This window comes from Photobacterium piscicola, assembly GCF_900166965.1.
Classification (GTDB): Bacteria; Pseudomonadota; Gammaproteobacteria; order Enterobacterales; family Vibrionaceae; genus Photobacterium; species Photobacterium piscicola.
The window spans coordinates 348,297-366,306 of the sequence record NZ_FUZI01000002.1 but is presented as its reverse complement, the minus strand read 5'-3'; the positions used below and the strand labels follow the sequence as shown (position 1 = coordinate 366,306).

12 protein-coding genes are annotated in these 18,010 nt (G+C 39.8%); 6 read left to right on the top strand and 6 right to left on the bottom strand.

Annotation, left to right across the window (positions count from 1 at the left end; genetic code table 11):
• Positions 1–54: 54 nt before the first annotated feature.
• Positions 55–603, bottom strand: coding sequence for a regulatory protein ToxS (locus CZ809_RS07885; RefSeq protein WP_080156872.1), 549 nt, complete (start codon positions 601–603; stop codon positions 55–57).
• Positions 594–1,472: a transcriptional regulator gene (locus CZ809_RS07880; protein ID WP_080156871.1), complete on the bottom strand. Its 879-nt coding sequence runs from the start codon at positions 1,470–1,472 to the stop codon at positions 594–596. Before CZ809_RS07880 ends, CZ809_RS07885 begins: the two co-directional genes overlap by 10 nt.
• 190 nt (positions 1,473–1,662) lie before the next feature.
• Between CZ809_RS07880 and htpG the strand changes: the two genes are divergently transcribed.
• The 4 genes from htpG to CZ809_RS07860 all read left to right on the top strand — a co-directional run bounded on the left by htpG (position 1,663) and on the right by CZ809_RS07860 (position 7,003).
• Positions 1,663–3,564 carry a molecular chaperone HtpG gene (htpG, locus tag CZ809_RS07875; protein ID WP_080156870.1) on the top strand — a complete coding sequence of 634 codons (1,902 nt, stop codon included), beginning with the start codon at positions 1,663–1,665 and terminating at the stop codon, positions 3,562–3,564.
• 142 nt (positions 3,565–3,706) lie between these two features.
• Complete coding sequence (adk, locus tag CZ809_RS07870) at positions 3,707–4,351, top strand: adenylate kinase (RefSeq protein WP_036795529.1); 645 nt, start codon at positions 3,707–3,709, stop codon at positions 4,349–4,351.
• 224 nt (positions 4,352–4,575) lie between these two features.
• On the top strand, positions 4,576–5,547 hold the full coding sequence (hemH, locus tag CZ809_RS07865; protein WP_080156869.1) for a ferrochelatase: 972 nt from the start codon (positions 4,576–4,578) through the stop codon (positions 5,545–5,547).
• 151 nt (positions 5,548–5,698) lie between these two features.
• Positions 5,699–7,003 (top strand): inosine/guanosine kinase, encoded by a 1,305-nt coding sequence (locus CZ809_RS07860; protein ID WP_080156868.1) that lies wholly within the window; start codon positions 5,699–5,701, stop codon positions 7,001–7,003.
• A 68-nt stretch (positions 7,004–7,071) separates the two neighbouring features.
• On the opposite strand, the gene asnB is transcribed toward CZ809_RS07860, so the two are convergent.
• The 4 genes from asnB to nagB form a co-directional block, all read right to left on the bottom strand.
• A complete protein-coding gene (gene asnB, locus CZ809_RS07855) occupies positions 7,072–8,742 on the bottom strand; it encodes an asparagine synthase B (protein WP_080156867.1) in 1,671 nt (556 codons plus the stop codon).
• A 323-nt stretch (positions 8,743–9,065) separates the two neighbouring features.
• Positions 9,066–10,661, bottom strand: coding sequence for a cation:proton antiporter domain-containing protein (locus CZ809_RS07850; protein ID WP_080156866.1), 1,596 nt, complete (start codon positions 10,659–10,661; stop codon positions 9,066–9,068).
• A gap of 158 nt (positions 10,662–10,819) precedes the next feature.
• Positions 10,820–12,034: a DNA-binding transcriptional regulator NagC gene (gene nagC / locus CZ809_RS07845; RefSeq protein WP_080156865.1), complete on the bottom strand. Its 1,215-nt coding sequence runs from the start codon at positions 12,032–12,034 to the stop codon at positions 10,820–10,822.
• A 466-nt stretch (positions 12,035–12,500) separates the two neighbouring features.
• A complete protein-coding gene (nagB, locus tag CZ809_RS07840) occupies positions 12,501–13,301 on the bottom strand; it encodes a glucosamine-6-phosphate deaminase (protein ID WP_080156864.1) in 801 nt (266 codons plus the stop codon).
• A gap of 257 nt (positions 13,302–13,558) precedes the next feature.
• Between nagB and nagE the strand changes: the two genes are divergently transcribed.
• Together nagE and CZ809_RS07830 are read left to right on the top strand one after the other, a co-directional pair.
• Positions 13,559–15,031, top strand: a complete 1,473-nt coding sequence (gene nagE, locus CZ809_RS07835) for an N-acetylglucosamine-specific PTS transporter subunit IIBC (protein ID WP_080156863.1) — start codon at positions 13,559–13,561, stop codon at positions 15,029–15,031.
• 175 nt (positions 15,032–15,206) lie between these two features.
• The gene (locus CZ809_RS07830) at positions 15,207–17,870 is read left to right on the top strand and encodes a beta-N-acetylhexosaminidase (protein WP_080156862.1); all 2,664 of its coding nucleotides are present in this window, start codon (positions 15,207–15,209) and stop codon (positions 17,868–17,870) included.
• Positions 17,871–18,010 lie beyond the last annotated feature (140 nt).

The window sequence follows — 18,010 nt, the reverse complement described above, 5'->3', positions numbered from 1 at the left end:
TTTGAGCGCGGTTTTTTATTTACTGCTATTTATATAGTCTTAAGCGTTAAGGGATTATTTTGTTGAATACAAAACCTTAGAGCCATGAGTGAGACTAGTCAGTAATAAGGTATGCTCGTTGATAGTGTCAATGCGCCGACTTTCTTGAGCATTCATCCTAAAGATATCTCTAATAATATTTAGCTGTTTACTATCAAAATCATGGTTTGAACCTGATGTGATATCTTTAAATTCTAATGGTTCTGTTAATAAATAGCCGCCACTGACATCCCATCGACCTGACTCTGAAATATGGATCGTTAGGGGTTGTGGTTCATCACTGTGTAACTCAAGAATCGTGATTCGAGAATAAGTATGGTTAGGTAAAAATACCATATTACTGCTTTGTTTTACTTTGCGTAATTCTTGCAGTGACGATTGTGGTAATGATTCTATTTGACTAATCGTCGTGCTTTGCCATTCACGCGACATCAACAACTGTTGTTGCTTGTAGTCTGTTGAATAATAAACCCATGAACACAGAGTAATTGAGCTAATTAAAATCAAAAAAGGCCAGTATTTGTGTAAAAGACGGGTTATTTGGTTAGAGGCCGTTAGCGACATAAATTTGAGTTATCCTTACCGCTCGTGAGTAAACGCAGTGTGACATTTTCTGCAGGCTGCTTACTACTATGTAAATAGTTTAAATACAATTGGTTATTTTGACCGCCAGTCACAATAACTTCCGACGGTTTCATCTCTGGATTATTGTGATATTGAATGTAACTGTTTACACAAGTTCGGATTAAATCCTGCCACTGTTTGATTTCAGTGTTATTTTTAGACGCATAAATAGTTACCCCATCAACATCAAATAAAGGTGTAAAAGCAACAGATTTTGGTGGCATGCTGAGGTTAACAATAATTGGCAATACAAACGCAATCGCTAATGCTAACCAACCTTTCCACGAGATCAATGTCGACTTATTTTCCTCTGATACTTTATCCTGAGGATAATGTGCAGTTGTAGGTGTATAGCTATACGCTTCTTTACGTGGTGAAGAAAGTATCGGTTCAAATTCTGGTGGTGTAGAAAGTACCGCTGGTTCATCAGTCTTTGTTTCGGGTTCTAATAACTGTTTTTGACAGATGTAACCCTCCACAGAAGCAATCATTTGATAGCCACGTTTAGGCACTGTTTTTACAAATTCAGGTGATTTTGTTGAGTCTTTTAATGCCTTACGTAAGGTCGAAATCGCTTGCGTTAGGCTCGAATCATCGACTTCAAACCCTTGTTCACGCCATACATAATCATGAATTCGTTGGCGAGTAATAATTAGGCTAGGATCTTCAATGAGCAAACTTAAAGCTCGACTTTCATTGCTACCAAGTCGAGTTAATTCATTATTATCACATTTATCTATTAAGCTGTTATCATTAGGATCGAAAATAAAACGATTTCCAATCAAATACTTAGTTGCATTTGCCGTCATTGGTTTAGCCTTGCCAAGGGTTTTATATAAATAGTATTTTATATGTTTTTTCTGAATACTATCTGAATCTAAAAATATAAAACCGTTACTCAAAAAATATAAAAATAAAAAACATGTTATTTTAGGTTGAAATCATACAGTTTGACCATATTTATCTTTATATACTACTCATAAATTTTTTGGAGTCGAAATGAGCGAGCAAACAGTTGATAATCAAAAGGAAACACGTGGCTTCCAGTCGGAAGTAAAACAACTACTGCATTTAATGATTCATTCTCTTTACTCTAATAAAGAGATTTTTTTACGTGAATTGATTTCCAATGCATCTGATGCTGCTGATAAATTACGTTTTAAGGCCTTGTCTCAAACAGCGCTTTACGGTAACGATGCTGATTTATGTGTAAAGCTATCAGTTAATAAAGATGCGGGTACATTAACCATTAGTGATAATGGTATTGGTATGACGCGTGAACAAGCGATTGAGCATTTAGGGACTATTGCTAAATCAGGTACTAAAGAATTTTTTGCTCAACTAAATGAAGATGAAACCAAAGATTCACAACTGATTGGTCAGTTTGGTGTTGGTTTCTATTCAGCATTTATTGTTGCTGATAATGTTACAGTCAATACTCGTAGTGCTGAAGTGAATGCCGAAGAAGGCGTAAGCTGGACATCAGCAGGTGAAGGTGATTACAGCATTGAAACCATCACTAAAACGACCCGTGGTACTGATATCATTTTACATTTGCGTGCTGATGAACAAGAGTTCTTAGAAGAGCACCGCTTACGTGAGATCGTTGGTAAATATTCTGATCACATTGGTATTCCTGTCTTTATTCAAACAGAAGAACAAGATGAAGAAGGCAAGGTTACTGGAACAAAATGGGATCAAATTAACAAAGCGCAGGCACTGTGGACGCGTAATAAGTCTGATATCAGCGATGAAGAGTACAAAGAGTTTTACAACCACGTCGCTCATGATTATGCCGAACCATTAGCATGGAGCCATAACCGTGTTGAAGGTAAGCAAGATTACACTAGCTTATTATACATTCCATCAAAAGCACCGTGGGATCTTAATAACCGCGATGGCCAACATGGTCTTAAATTGTATGTGCAACGAGTGTTCGTTATGGATGATGCTCAGCAGTTCATGCCAACGTACTTACGTTTTGTGCGCGGCTTAATTGATTCAAATGATTTACCTCTAAACGTATCTCGTGAAATTCTACAAGACAACAAAGTAACTCAAGCACTACGTAAAGCGTGTACTAAACGTGTGTTACAAATGCTTGAGCGCATGGCGAAAAATGAGCCAGAGCAATACCAGTCATTCTGGAAAGAATTTGGTCAGGTGCTAAAAGAAGGCTTAGCTGAAGATTTTAGCAACCGCGATAAGATTGCAACGTTGCTACGTTTCTCATCAACAGAGAATGATACAGCAGAGCAGACGGTTTCATTAGCTGATTATCTTGGCCGCATGAAAGACGGTCAGGATAAAATTTATTACTTAACTGCAGATAACTTCAATGCGGCGAAACACAGCCCACACCTTGAGCAGTTCCGTGCGAAAGGCTTAGAAGTTATTTTGATGTACGATCGTATTGATGAATACCTAATGGGTCACTTACCTGAGTTTGAAGGTAAGAAATTCCAAGCGATCACAAAATCTGATCTTGATCTATCTTCATTTGATAATGCAGAAGAAAAAGAAAAGCAAAAAGAAACAGAAAAAGAATTCACATCAGTAACTGAGCGTACCAAAACATACCTTGGTGAGCGGGTTAAAGAAGTACGTCCAACATTTAAACTGCATGATACGCCAGCGGTAATGGTGACAGATGAAAATGAAATGGGCACGCAAATGGCGAAATTGCTTGCAGCAGCAGGTCATGAAGCACCAGAAGTGCAGTACATCTTTGAGTTAAATCCAGAGCATAGCTTAGTGAAGCAAATGGCGGATGAAGCTGACGAAGAAGTCTTTGGCCGTTGGGTTGAGTTCTTGTTTGGTGAAGCAATGCTTGCTGAGCGTGGCACAATGGACGATCCTTCACAGTTCTTAGCTGCCGTAAACAAATTGTTGGTTAAATAATCAATTAACCAATCAAAATCACAGACTATTCTGATAAATCATTCAATCGCAGCTTGGTCACAGTACCAAGCTTGCGACTGAGCGCTAATCAGTGTATTTTCAGTTTTTTGCAAATCTCCACTCTATTTTAAAGGGGAACACAATGCGCATTATCCTTCTGGGTGCTCCAGGTGCAGGTAAAGGTACTCAAGCTCAATTCATCATGGAAAAATTTGGTATTCCTCAAATTTCTACTGGTGATATGTTACGTGCAGCAATCAAAGCGGGCACTGAACTAGGTAAGCAAGCAAAATCAGTGATCGATGCAGGTCAACTTGTATCTGACGATATCATCCTTGGTCTTGTTAAAGAGCGTATCACTGCAGAAGATTGTGCAAAAGGTTTCCTACTTGATGGTTTCCCTCGCACAATTCCTCAAGCTGATGGTCTTAAAGAAAATGGCGTTGTTGTAGATTACGTTATTGAATTTGATGTTGCTGATGATGTGATTGTTGAGCGTATGGCGGGTCGTCGTGCTCACCTTGCTTCAGGTCGTACTTACCATGCTGTTTACAACCCACCAAAGGTTGAAGGTAAAGATGACGTAACAGGTGAAGATCTTGTTATCCGTGAAGATGATAAAGAAGAAACTGTTCGTGCACGTCTAACGGTATACCATAACCAAACTGCACCACTTATCGAGTACTACGGTAAAGAAGCAGCGGCTGGTAACACTAAGTACCTTAAATTCGATGGTACTTTACCTGTTGCTGAAGTAAGCGCACAGCTTGAGAAAGCACTAGCATAAATAACATTGTTGATTAGCTAATATTTATAATAGCTAATAACGATGTAAATAAACGGGCTTACCAATTGGTAATGCTCGTTTTTTTTGGTTTTAATATACGGGTGTTATAAGATGTTATAACAAGATTGAGTATTTTTTGTTGCTGAAATGTATTCGTTTGAGGCTGGGAATAACGTATTTTCAGCGACGGGAATAAATAGAGTAAAGATAAAGGATAAATACCGATGACAATAAATAATAACTATGGGGTATTACTGGTTAATCTTGGTACTCCTGATGCACCAACAACTGCTGGCGTGAAACAGTTTTTAGCTGAATTTTTGCATGATAAGCGAGTCGTGGATATGACGCGTTGGTTATGGTGTCCTATTTTGCATGGCATTATTTTACCAATACGTTCACCTAAAGTGGCTAAATTATATCAATCAGTATGGATGGATGATGGATCACCGTTAATGGTGTATTCACGTCGTCAGCAACAAGCCCTACAACAAAAGCTTAATGTTCCTGTTGCATTAGGAATGACTTATGGTGAGCCGAGTATTCAATCAGGCTTGCAGCAATTAAAGCAACAAGGGTGCAAACAAATACTTGTGTTGCCGCTATACCCTCAATATTCAGCGACGACAACAGCTGCGGTTTTTGATCGTATTGCTAAAGAGTTGAAAACAGTGCCTGAATTACCCGAATTACGGTTTGTGAACCATTATTATGATCACCCTGATTATATTGCTGCGTTAGCTCAATCTGTTGAAAAAGTTTGGGCAGAGAAAGGACAACCAGATTATTTATTATGTTCTTATCATGGCATTCCCCAACGTTATGCAGATAATGGCGATCCCTATCCAGATCATTGTCATCAAACAACCGTGTTACTTGCTCAGTCGCTTGATATGGCGCGAGAAAAAATGAGCATGAGTTATCAATCTATTTTTGGGCGTGAAGAATGGTTAAAACCGTATACTGAAGCGACGATTCGCTCGTTAGCAGAAAAAGGCATAAAACGGTTGGATGTAATGTGCCCGGCTTTTTCGGTTGATTGCTTAGAAACCTTAGAAGAGATTGCTGAACAATGTAAAGAGGTATTTATTGAGGCAGGTGGCAAAGAGTTTAATTTGATCCCATGCTTAAATGATGATTCTGCTCATATAGCAATGATGGAAAGCTTGGTTAAGCAGCATACACAAGGATGGTAATGCCGATAGCGACAGGAAAATTATTCCCTTGACGATAACGTTTGCGTTATTGTTTATGGCTATTATTCGCAAAACCTATGATAGCTTTTGCTTTTATGTACCAAATTCTGTGATAGAATTCGCAAAATTTACAACTTGACAGCCCATTGACATGAAATTTCCAGGCCAACGAAAATCTAAGCATTATTTTCCCGTACATGCTCGCGATCCACTTCTAAGTCAAACGAAGATAGAGAAGCGTTTAACACGTACTCATGTTGTGGGTATCGATCAAACATTGGTTGATATTGAAGCCTACGTTGATGATGAGTTTCTGGAACGTTATGAGCTAAGTAAAGGGCATTCATTAGTTATTACTGATGAAAAAGCTGAAGCGCTTTACCATGAGCTAAAAGAAAATAATCTTGTGACTCATGAGTTTGCTGGCGGCACAATCGGTAATACTTTACATAACTATTCAGTATTAGCCGATGATAAATCTGTATTATTAGGCGTGATGAGTAAAGACATTGAAATTGGTAGCTATGCGTACCGTTATCTTTGTAATACCTCAAGCCGTATGGATATGAACTATTTACAACCTGTAGATGGTCCTATTGGCCGTTGTTTTGCGCTGATTTCTAAAGATGGTGAGCGTACCTTCGCAATTAACGAAGGTCGAATGAACCAACTGAAGCCTGATAGTATTCCTGAGTGCGTATTTGAAAACGCATCAGCTTTAGTACTGACCGCTTATCTTGTTCGTTGTAAGCCAGGCGACCCAATGCCAGCTGCAACAATGCAAGCAATTGAGTACGCGAAAAAATATGATGTGCCTGTTGTATTAACATTGGGTACTAAATTCGTTATTCAAGATGATCCACAGTGGTGGCGTGATTTCTTACGTGATCATGTTACTGTGGTTGCAATGAACGAAGACGAAGGCGAAGCATTAACTGGCGAGTCAGATCCTCTTGTTGCAGCAGATAAAACTCTTGAGTGGGTTGATCTTGTACTATGTACTGCGGGCCCTGTTGGGTTATACACTGCGGGTTATACTGAAGAGTCAGCAAAACGTGAAACTGCGTTGCCACTATTACCAGGTGATATTGCTGAATTTAACCGTTACGAATTTAGTCGTCCAATGATTAAAGCAACGTGTGAAAACCCAACTAAGGTTTATTCACATATCGCTCCATATATGGGTGGCCCAGAGCGTATTAAAAATACTAACGGTGCTGGTGATGGTGCATTATCTGCGTTATTACATGATATGTCTGCTAACCGTTACCATAAAGAAAACGTGCCAAATTCAAGTAAGCACCAGTATTCTTTCCTAACTTACTCATCATTTTCACAAGTTTGTTTGTACGCAAACCGTGTAAGTTATGAAGTATTAGCCCAGTATTCACCTCGTCTTTCTCGTGGCTTACCTGAGCGTGAAGATAGCCTAGAAGAAGCTTATTGGGAACGTTAATAACACATTGTTATTAATTAAAAAAAACCGCCATTTTTGATGGCGGTTTTTTTATGCGGTAAATTTATTTATTTTTTGTAAGCTTGGTTATGAACCGCGGCAATCGCACGACCTGATGGATCGGCGGCATTTTTAAAGCTCTCATCCCACTCAATTGCTTTGGCACTAGAACAAGCAATAGATGGACCACCAGGAACACATTTAGCTGCGCTTTCTAATGGGAATAGTTCTTCAAAAATTTCACGGTAAACATAACCTTCTTTTGTTGTTGGCGTGTTATACGGGAAACGGAACGCAGCAGTAGCTAATTGCTGATCGGTGACTTTAGCTGCCGCGACTTCTTTAAGGCTATCAATCCAGCCATAGCCGACACCGTCTGAAAACTGCTCTTTTTGGCGCCATGCAACAGACTCTGGAAGGTAGTGTTCAAAACACTCGCGAACAATGTGTTTTTCCATTTTGCCGTTGCCACACATTTTATCTTGAGGGTTAATGCGCATTGCAACATCAAGGAATTCTTTATCCAAGAACGGTACTCGTGCTTCGATGCCCCATGCCGCCATTGATTTGTTCGCGCGTGCACAGTCAAACATATTAAGCGCTAACAATTTACGCACTGTCTCTTCATGAAATTCTTTTGCGTTAGGCGCTTTATGGAAATATAAATAGCCACCAAAGATTTCATCAGCACCTTCTCCTGAAAGTACCATTTTAATACCCATTGCACGGATCTTACGTGACATCAAATACATAGGGGTTGATGCACGAATCGTGGTGACATCATAGGTTTCAATGTGGTAAATCACATCACGAATAGCATCTAACCCTTCTTGAACGGTATAGGTTAATTCATGGTGAACCGTACCAATTGCATCTGCTACAATTTTCGCTGCTTTTAAATCGGGAGCACCTTCAAGGCCGATAGCAAAGGAGTGCAGTGTTGGCCACCATGCTTGTGACTGCTCATCATCTTCAATACGTTTAGCTGCAAATTTTTTCGTGATAGCAGAAATAACGGATGAATCTAAACCACCTGACAGTAATACCCCATAAGGTACATCTGTCATTAATTGGCGTTTAACGGCACTTTCAAGCGCATCGGTTAATGCTACTTTATCTGTTTTAGCGTCTTTAACGGCATCAAATTCCATCCAGTCACGTTTGTAGTAACGAACAGGTTCGCCTTTTTTACTCCAAAGATAAGTACCTGGAGGAAATTCACTGATTGTTTTACACACAGGGACTAGTGCTTTCATTTCTGATGCAACATAGAAGTTACCATGCTCATCATAGCCTTGATAAAGTGGAATGATGCCAATGTGGTCACGGCCAATAAGGTAAGCATCTTCTTGCTCATCATAAAGAATAAAGGCAAAGATACCGTTGAGGTAATCTAACAGCTCTGGGCCTTTTTCTTTATAAAGCGCTAAAATAATTTCACAATCAGATTCTGTTTGGAAAGGGTAATCAGGTGCAAATTCAGCACGTAGTTCTTTATGGTTATAGATTTCACCATTTACTGCAAGTACATGACTTTTATCTGTGTTGTACAGCGGTTGTTCGCCACTATTAAGGTCAACGATTGCTAAACGCTCATGAACTAGAATAGCATTGTCTGAGGCATAAATACCTGACCAATCAGGGCCGCGGTGGCGCATTTTTTTTGATAGCTCAAGAGCTGTTGTACGAAGTACTGATGAGTCGCTCTTTATGTCAAGGATACCGAATACTGAACACATAATAATACTACTCCAAACGTTTTATTTTTATTATCCATAATTAATGGAAATGTATCATGTAGCTAATAAGTTATCATTATGATAATTGATGTTGATGCCACATCTCTTTTCTCGTTGATTGTTAAAATCACGTATTCGTTAATAAATTACAACCAATTATTGTAATTATATTTAATTAAAGCGCTGGTGGTGAATATTATCTATTTAAAATGGCTTTTTCTGAATATTATCTATTTAACGGTAGTTTTTTAATTAAAAAAATAAACAATGGTGGCGCCATTGTTTATTTTTCATTGCGAAATATCTAACTTTTGAAGCGCAACTTAGGACGTTTTGAGAGGGGATATCTGAGGTTGAAGGTGGTCACAGACATCACGCGCAAAACCGCTACCTGCTTCGCTGTAAATATTAAAGGCTGCATCAATACCTTGCTGATGTAATTGGGTCTCTTCATCACTGTATTTAGCTATAGCAGCTATTTTCCCTTGGAAATGGCGGCTTTTAAGCTGATCTAAAGCGTAAATGTTGGCGGTGCCATTTGGCATCGCTAATAAAATAAGCTCAATGTGATGATTTTTGATAACCCGTTCCCAAAAATCAGGGTCGGTGGCATCACCATGAATGACATTACGCTGTTGCTGGCGATGTAACTCTACTGATTCTTGACGAGTCTCAACCCCAATAATCTGTTGACCATACCGACTTTCTAACTCGTCATAGGCGCCTGAACCGATACGTCCCATGCCTAGAATAAGAATACTGGCATTTCCTAAATCAATCAGTTTGTCATTACAATTTAATCGATCAGGATCAAATTCTTTTAGTCGCTTAGCCGCTTCAGTATAGAGTTTATGACTCATACTGTTCAGTGGTGCAGCGAGTAGAAATGATAAGGAGACGGCGATAGCCATGGCCACTAAAAATGTACCCGGTAATAACCCCATTTTATAGGCGACACCACCCACAATAAGGCCAAATTCACTGTAATTAAATAAGGTTAACGTGGCTAACATTGAGGTTCGTACACGATAGCGACATAAATGGAATACGGCGTAATAAAGAATGCCTTTTAGTGGTAATAGCAGCATTAGTACCAGTGCCATTAACATACCATTGACGGTAGGGGATTCTGCGAGACCAATGTTTAAAAAGAAGCATACCAAGAGGAGTTCTTTAAAATTAAACAATGATTTAGCCATCTCTGATGCTTTAGGATGACCAGCCATTAGCATGCCTAATATCAAGGCACCTAAGTCTGGTTTCATCCCGACAATTTCAAATAAACCTGCACCTGCAACCAGTGCAAGTATAACCGCATACAAGACTAATATTTCACCGTGTCCAGCTTTATCGAGGATGCGATATAACAATGGACGTAGTAAAGGCAGGGCAAACAAACCAAGTGCAGTAATATCTGGGATTTTACCGCTGGATATAGTGAGAAAGAGTACTGCAAAAATATCCTGCATAACCAGGATACCAATCGCGACGGTACCATATTTAGCGTTTAATTCTCCTTTGTCTTGTAGCAGTTTGACGGCAAAAACAGTACTAGAAAATGATAATGCAAAGCCAATCAGTACTAATTGACTGAGTGCCATTTCGGCAAACATTGTTAGTCCTAATTGTTTTAGCACTAACAGAAATAGCGTAAACAAGGCGGTAGATAATAGATTGTGTATGGTTGCGCCGCCCCATACTTCTTTGTTAAGTAAAGTTTTTATGTCAAGTTTTAAGCCAATGGTAAATAACAATAATGTCACGCCAAGATCGGCTAACGTTGTCAGTGCTGGTGTCGGTTGAAAACCAAAACTATTAAGCGTAAAGCCAGCGACTAAAAAGCCAACTAAAGGGGGTAATTTACAACGAAGGGCAATAAAACCGGCTAGAAAAGCCGCGCTAATATACAGTAGCTCCATATCTTAGACTACATCCTTGCAAGTAGTGTGCGGAAATATAATTGGTAACAATAATAGCATTAGGGGGATTAATCATTTGAGATTAATCCCCCTTTTTTGTAATGGTGGTTTGATAAGAACGATAGTTATTCGCTCTTATGAATGGAGATCGTGGTGACTTAATCTTCGAGTAAGCGTTGTAGCAGTACACCATTAAGCATGGCGCGTTTAATCATAGAGAAAGCACCTATGGTCGGTTGGTTATATAACTCTGACGCGACAATCGGCAAATCATGATTAAAAGCAGATAATGATTGGTTTTCCACACAACGACGTATTGCAGGTAATACAATAGCTTGGGCTTGAGTAATATTACCCGCCAGAATAATCTTTTGCGGGTTGAATAAATTAATCGTCATTGCTAAAGCTTTACCAAGATGGTGACCGACTTTCAGTAATGCTTGAATGGCCAGTTCATCACCATTGTTAGCCGCGTCACAAATGGCAGGCATAGTGACCTCTTCCAAGTCTTGTAAACTACTTGGGTAGCCTTGGCTGAGTAGGTTTTTGACATGCATAATGACCGCAGGATCAGAGGCTACCGTTTCTAAGCAGCCAAAATTACCGCATTGGCATTTATCACCTAAAGGATCAATTTGAATGTGACCAATTTCACCGACATTACGGTTTTGGCCGAGGAAGACTTGGCCATTAACGATAATGCCAGCCCCTGTACCGTTATGCATGCTAACTAAGATGGAGTCTTTACAATCACGGCTGGCACCAAAGAAATGCTCTGCCAGTGCTAAGCCTCTAACATCATTACCGACAAAGGTAATAATATTGAATGTTTTTTGTAGAATATGTGCAAGTTCAAAGTCGTGAACGTTAATATTTGGCATGTAAGTAACTGTGCCGGTTTCTGGGTTCACAAGCCCTGGAAGAATAATGCCAAATGCCACTAATTCTTTCATTACATTCTGATTATTATCAATAAATTCTTGAATATATTTGATGAGGCCTTCGGCTAATACATCTTGGTCTGAATATAAAAATGGGTAGGCCGCACCAGTAATATGTTTACCGCTGAGGTCATAAAGGGTTATTTCAATATTGTTGCGGCCAATGCGTACAGCGATAGAGTGAAAGTTCACTGATTCAGTTGTCAGTGAGATAGCTCTTCTACCTCCCGTTGAAGCCTGTTGAGCGACTTCTTTTATTAAGCCACGCTCCAGTAACTGACGGGTGATTTTAGTGACACTTGCAGGCGCGAGGTGACTAATATCAGCGACCTGAATGCGAGATATGGGGCCCTGCAAGTCGATAAGTCGGTATACCGCAGCACTATTTAGCTGCTTGACCAGATCAACATTACCAATTTGTCCGCCTGTCATAATTTAGTTCTGCTCGTAATTAGCGTTAATAATTATCGCCTGAAGATGATTATGATGATGAGTTATCGTTATCGTCTTTATCAAAGCGCTACCTATTATTCGACACGGATTTAATTAATTTTGATGATTATTAGTGTCGAATTGTTTGATGTATTGCATTTTTCAATACATTAATTAACACACTAATATACTTTCTTATGAGTAAAAATAAAGAAATCGTTGTTGATGCTTGCTTGGGCTGTGGCATTGGTCACTAAAATACGAAAAACGAGCTATAGAGAAGGGATATATCGCTAACAAGCGAATTGTAAACCATAACTGTATTGTTAATAGTCACAATTATTCTTTTTTGTGTTTAATTTCAATGAGGAAAGTAAAACGCCGTCAGGGTGGCGGCGTTTATTCAATGTTCGGTGACGATAAACAATAAATATTATTTCGTACCTAAAAATGACACGGTTCTAGATTAGATGTGTGTCAGGTTTTCAGCTTCTAACTCTTGGAAGTACTTAACTGTTTTCACTTTAAGTTCTTGAGTTGATGGCTCATCACAAATGATCATTGATTTAGGGTGAAGCTGTAGTGCAGATACAGTCCATAGGTGGTTTACACAACCTTCAACAGCGGCTTCAAGTGCTTGTGCCTTGTTGTGACCTGTGATCAGAATCATTACTTCTTCAGAATCTAGTAGTGTACCCACACCAATAGTTAATGAATATTTAGGAACTTGGTTGATATCACCATCAAAGAAACGAGAGTTTGCAATACGAGTTTCGTGCGTAAGCGTTTTGATACGAGTACGAGAAGCGAGTGATGATGCAGGTTCGTTGAATGCGATATGACCGTCGTTACCCACGCCACCCATGAATAAATTGATGCGGCCGTAAGTTTTGATTTTGTCTTCGTAACGTTGACATTCAGCTTCGTGATCTGCGGCATTACCATCAAGTAAGTTGATGTTTTGCTCTTGCATATCAACATGGCTAAAGAAGTTGTTATACATGAAGTTACGGTATGATTCAGGGTGATCAGCCGCCATACCAACATATTCATCCATGTTGAATGTCACGACGTTTTTAAAGCTTACTTCGCCAGCTTGGTATAATTCAATCAAACGCTGGTATGTCGGAAGTGGTGTACCACCTGTAGGTAGACCTAGCACAAATGGACGCTCAGCTGTTGGTTGGAACTTATTAATGCGATCTGCAATGTAGCGAGCAGACCATAAACCAACATCTTTAGCGTTATTAAGCGGGATTAGTCTCACGTTGACACCTCGTTGAAGATAGTTAAAACAGGAAAAATCTTAGCGGCATAGCGCCTTTGTTTCGAATGATAAAATAAGTTTTATGATCGAGCTAGCAAAATCACTCAGTTCTGTCTTCGGTCGGTGATTAAGATCACAAATGATGATGTTTTAATTTGCGGAGCGAAATAAAATTCATAAACTGCAAAGGACAAAAAAGAGATGGCAAAAAAAAGCTATCACTATCGCATCTAAGAAAACCATAGGGGGAACTAAGGGTGAATATTCTTGGATATTTTCAAAAAGTAGGTAAAGCACTAATGGTGCCAGTTGCAGTACTTCCTGCAGCGGCAATTTTAATGGGTATTGGCTATTGGGTTGATCCATCTGGTTGGGGTGCAAACTCAGCAATTGCTGCGTTCCTAATTAAAGCGGGCTCTTCAATTATCGATAACATGTCAGTATTGTTTGCAATTGGTGTTGCATACGGCATGTCAAAAGATAAAGACGGTGCAGCTGCACTAGCTGGTTTCGTTGGTTACACTGTTGTAACTACGTTGCTATCACCAGGATCAGTTGCAATGATCCAAGGTATCGACGCAAGTGCTGTTCCAGCCGCTTTTGCTAAGATTAATAACCAATTTGTTGGTATCTTGGTTGGTATCGTTTCTGCAGAAATCTATAACCGTTACTCTAACGTTGAATTGCATAAAACATTATCATTCTTCAGTGGTAAGCGTTTAATTCCAATTCTAACATCCGTTGCTGGTATCGCTATCGCAGCAGTATTACTGTTCGTATGGCCACTAGTTTACAACGGTCTTGTTAGCTTTGGTGAAAGTATCCAAGGTATGGGTGCAGCAGGTGCTGGTATCTATGCATTCTTTAACCGTCTATTGATTCCTGTTGGTCTTCACCACGCACTGAACTCAGTATTCTGGTTTGATGTTGCTGGTATTAACGACATTCCTAACTTCTTAAGTGGTCAAGGTGTTCCAGGTGTAACTGGTATGTATCAAGCGGGTTTCTACCCAGTAATGATGTTTGGTCTACCTGGTGCAGCATTAGCGATGTACCACACAGCGAAGCTTAAGAATAAAGAGCGTACAGCTTCATTATTAATTGCTGCTGGTTTTGCATCATTCTTCACTGGTGTTACTGAGCCACTAGAATTTGCATTCATGTTCCTTGCACCACCACTTTATGTTATCCACGCAGCATTAGCAGGTATCTCTGTATATATTGCAGCATCAATGCACTGGATGTCTGGTTTCGGTTTCTCTGCAGGTCTTGTCGACATGGTATTGTCAGCACGTAACCCATTAGCAGTTAACTGGTACATGTTGATTCTTCAAGGTATTGCATTCTTCGGTATTTACTATGGAATCTTCCGCTTTGCGATTATTAAGTTTAATCTTAAAACGCCAGGCCGTGAAGATGACGAAGCAGATGACAAATCATCAGTAAAAGGTTCAACTGAAACTGGTGAGTTAGCTAAGCAATACTTAAAAGCGCTTGGTGGTCACGGTAACCTAGAAAACATTGATGCTTGTATCACTCGTCTACGTCTTACACTAAAAGACAGTAGCCTAGCTGATGAAAAAACATTAAAAGCACTAGGTGCAATGGGTGTGGTTAAACTAGGTTCAAACAACCTACAAGTTATCCTTGGCCCTCTAGCTGAAATCGTTGCTGGCGAAATGAAAAAGATTCCAGCATCAGAAGATCTATCAGCAGTAAAACTTCCATAATTATTTAAATTCTTAAGTAATTAGGCGACACACGAAATACCGCAACACTTTTAATTAGACCGGTCCTGATATTTTAATTGTAAGATATCAAGATCGGCATTTTGAGTACCCAACTTTTGGGCTCTATATAGATTTTCCCTTCATTTTAAGGGATATCGGGAGAAAGGAATATTTCATGACTATTAAACTTACAGCGTTAGCATCTTTCATTGCACTAGCAGTAACTGGTTGTGCAACTCAAGGAAATGATGATGAGAAGGTTGTTAAAAATTTAGCTAATAACCTTGATGTTACTTATGAAATTGTTACTCAACACGGTGCAGAAGAAGGCCTACAGTGTAAGACGCTAGGCGCAGAATGGGCATCTTGTGATCTAATTAATTTAACGCTGGAAAATAATGGCCCAGCAGTAACGGGGACTGACTGGAAAATTTATTTCAGCAGCATTCGCCAAATTCTTGAAGTTCAAAACGACCAATTTAAAGTTACACACGTAACAGGTGACCTTCATACGTTAGAGCCAACAGACAAGTTTGATGGTTTTGCTGAAGGTGAGAAGGTTGTTATTCCTTACATTGGCGAATACTGGACACTTTTCGAAAATGACTACATGCCTCGTGCATACGTAACATCAGGTGATGCTGCGCCACAAACAATTAAGAGTACAGATTCAGCAGATCCAGGTGATTACTTGGTGCCACTTAAAGGTGACCAATTCAAGCGTGTTAAAGCCGATAATAACGTGCTTGCAACCGCTGAAACACGTTTTAATAAAAACCAAGATATCAATGTGTTAGCTACGACAGAAGTGGCTGCAACCATTGTTCCCACGCCATTAAGTACCAAGCTAACAGGCAACACTGTTTCATTAGCAAACGGTATTAAAATTGCTAACTTCACATTGCCAGCTGACATGATGGCTGCGGTGAATGAGCGTCTTGACGTACTGGGTGTTAATACTAAAGGTCAATACCCAGTAAAAGTAAGTCGTCTACCGGGTTCATTTGCTAAAGATCAGCAAATCGCTGGCGCTTACACATTGGATGTAACTCCTACAGGTGCAACTATTATTGGTTTTGATGACCAAGGTGCATTCTATGGCGTACAGTCACTGATCTCTCTAATGAGCACAGGTGCTAAAAATAGTATTCCTACATTAGAAGTTACTGATGCTCCACGTTTTGATTACCGTGGCGTGATGGTTGATGTGGGTCGTAACTTCCACTCAAAAGACGTTATTCTGCGTACGTTAGACCAAATGGCTGCGTACAAGATGAACAAATTCCACTTCCACCTATCTGATGATGAAGGTTGGCGTGTAGAGATTCCTGGTTTACCAGAACTGACTGACATTGGTAGTAAGCGTTGTCATGATCTATCTGAAACAACATGTCTGTTACCTCAATTAGGTTCAGGCCCAACGTCAGATACCGATGGCTCTGGTTACTACAGTAAGCAAGACTACTTAGATATTCTAAAATACGCGAAAGCACGTGGTATCGAAGTGATCCCTGAAATCGATATGCCAGCACACGCACGTGCAGCCGTGGTTGCGATGGAAGCGCGTTATAAACGTCTTGCTGCTGAAGGCAAGATGGATGAAGCGAACGAATACCGTTTGATGGATCCACAAGATACGTCAAACGTAACCACCGTACAGTTCTACGATAAGCGTAGTTTCATCAACCCATGTATGGATTCTTCTGTAAAGTTTGTAGATAAAGTTATTTCTGAACTTCAAGCTATGCATAAAGAAGCGGGTATGCCGCTAAATACATGGCACTTCGGTGGCGATGAAGCGAAAAACATTAAGTTAAACGCAGGCTTCCAAGATATTAATGCTGCAGAGCAAACAGCTTGGACGGGTTCTATTGACCAATCTAAGCAAAATAAGCCATACCAGAAATCACCAATCTGTCAGAAATTGATCGCAGAAGGTGTTGTGGCTGATTATGATCACCTACCAAGTCATTTTGCTGAGAAAATCAGTGAAGTCGTTAATGGTAAGGGCATTGAAAACTTCCAAGCATGGCAAGATGGCTTGAAGTATTCAAAAGATTCAAAAGCATTTGGTACTGATAATGTACGTGTAAACTTCTGGGACGTTCTGTACTGGGGCGGCGGTGCATCAGCTTATGAGTGGGCTGATAAAGGCTACGATGTTGTAGTATCAAACCCTGATTATGTTTACATGGATATGCCATATGAAGTAGATCCATCAGAGCGTGGCTACTACTGGGCAACACGTGCAACAGATACTCGTAAGATGTTTGGTTTTGCGCCAGAGAACTTACCACAAAATGCTGAAACATCACTTGACCGTGATGGCAATGGCTTTACAAGTAAAGGTACTGTGAAATCAAAAGGTTTCCATGGTCTTTCTGCTCAGCTTTGGAGTGAGACAGTAGGTAACGATAAGCAGTATGAATACATGGTGTTCCCTCGTGTATTAGCTGCTGCTGAACGAGCATGGCATAAAGGTGAGTGGGAAAATGAATACCAAGTAGGTGTTGAATATTCTCAAGATTCTAACCATGTAAACAAGAAAGCACTTCATAATGAATGGCAGCGTTTTGCTAACGTATTAGGTCAACGTGAACTTGCGAAACTTGATGCTGCGGGTATTCAATACCGCGTACCAGTACCTGGCGCTAAGATTGAAAACGGTAAACTTGCGATGAACGTAAGCATGCCAGGTCTGACACTACAGTACTCAACGGATGCAGGTAAAACATGGAACACTTATGATGCGAAAGCACAACCAAGTGTGACTGGCAAAGTTGAAATCCGCGCTGTAAGTGGTAATGGTAAACGTTTCAGTCGTGTAACAACACTGTAATCGACTAATAACAATGTAAGCTCTGATCATTATATGATCGCTTTATTGCCGACGATGGGATGACCATCGTCGGCTTTTTATTGCGCGTTATTAATTAAAATCACAACTATTGTTTGTTATAACTGCGTTTTTGATTTTTT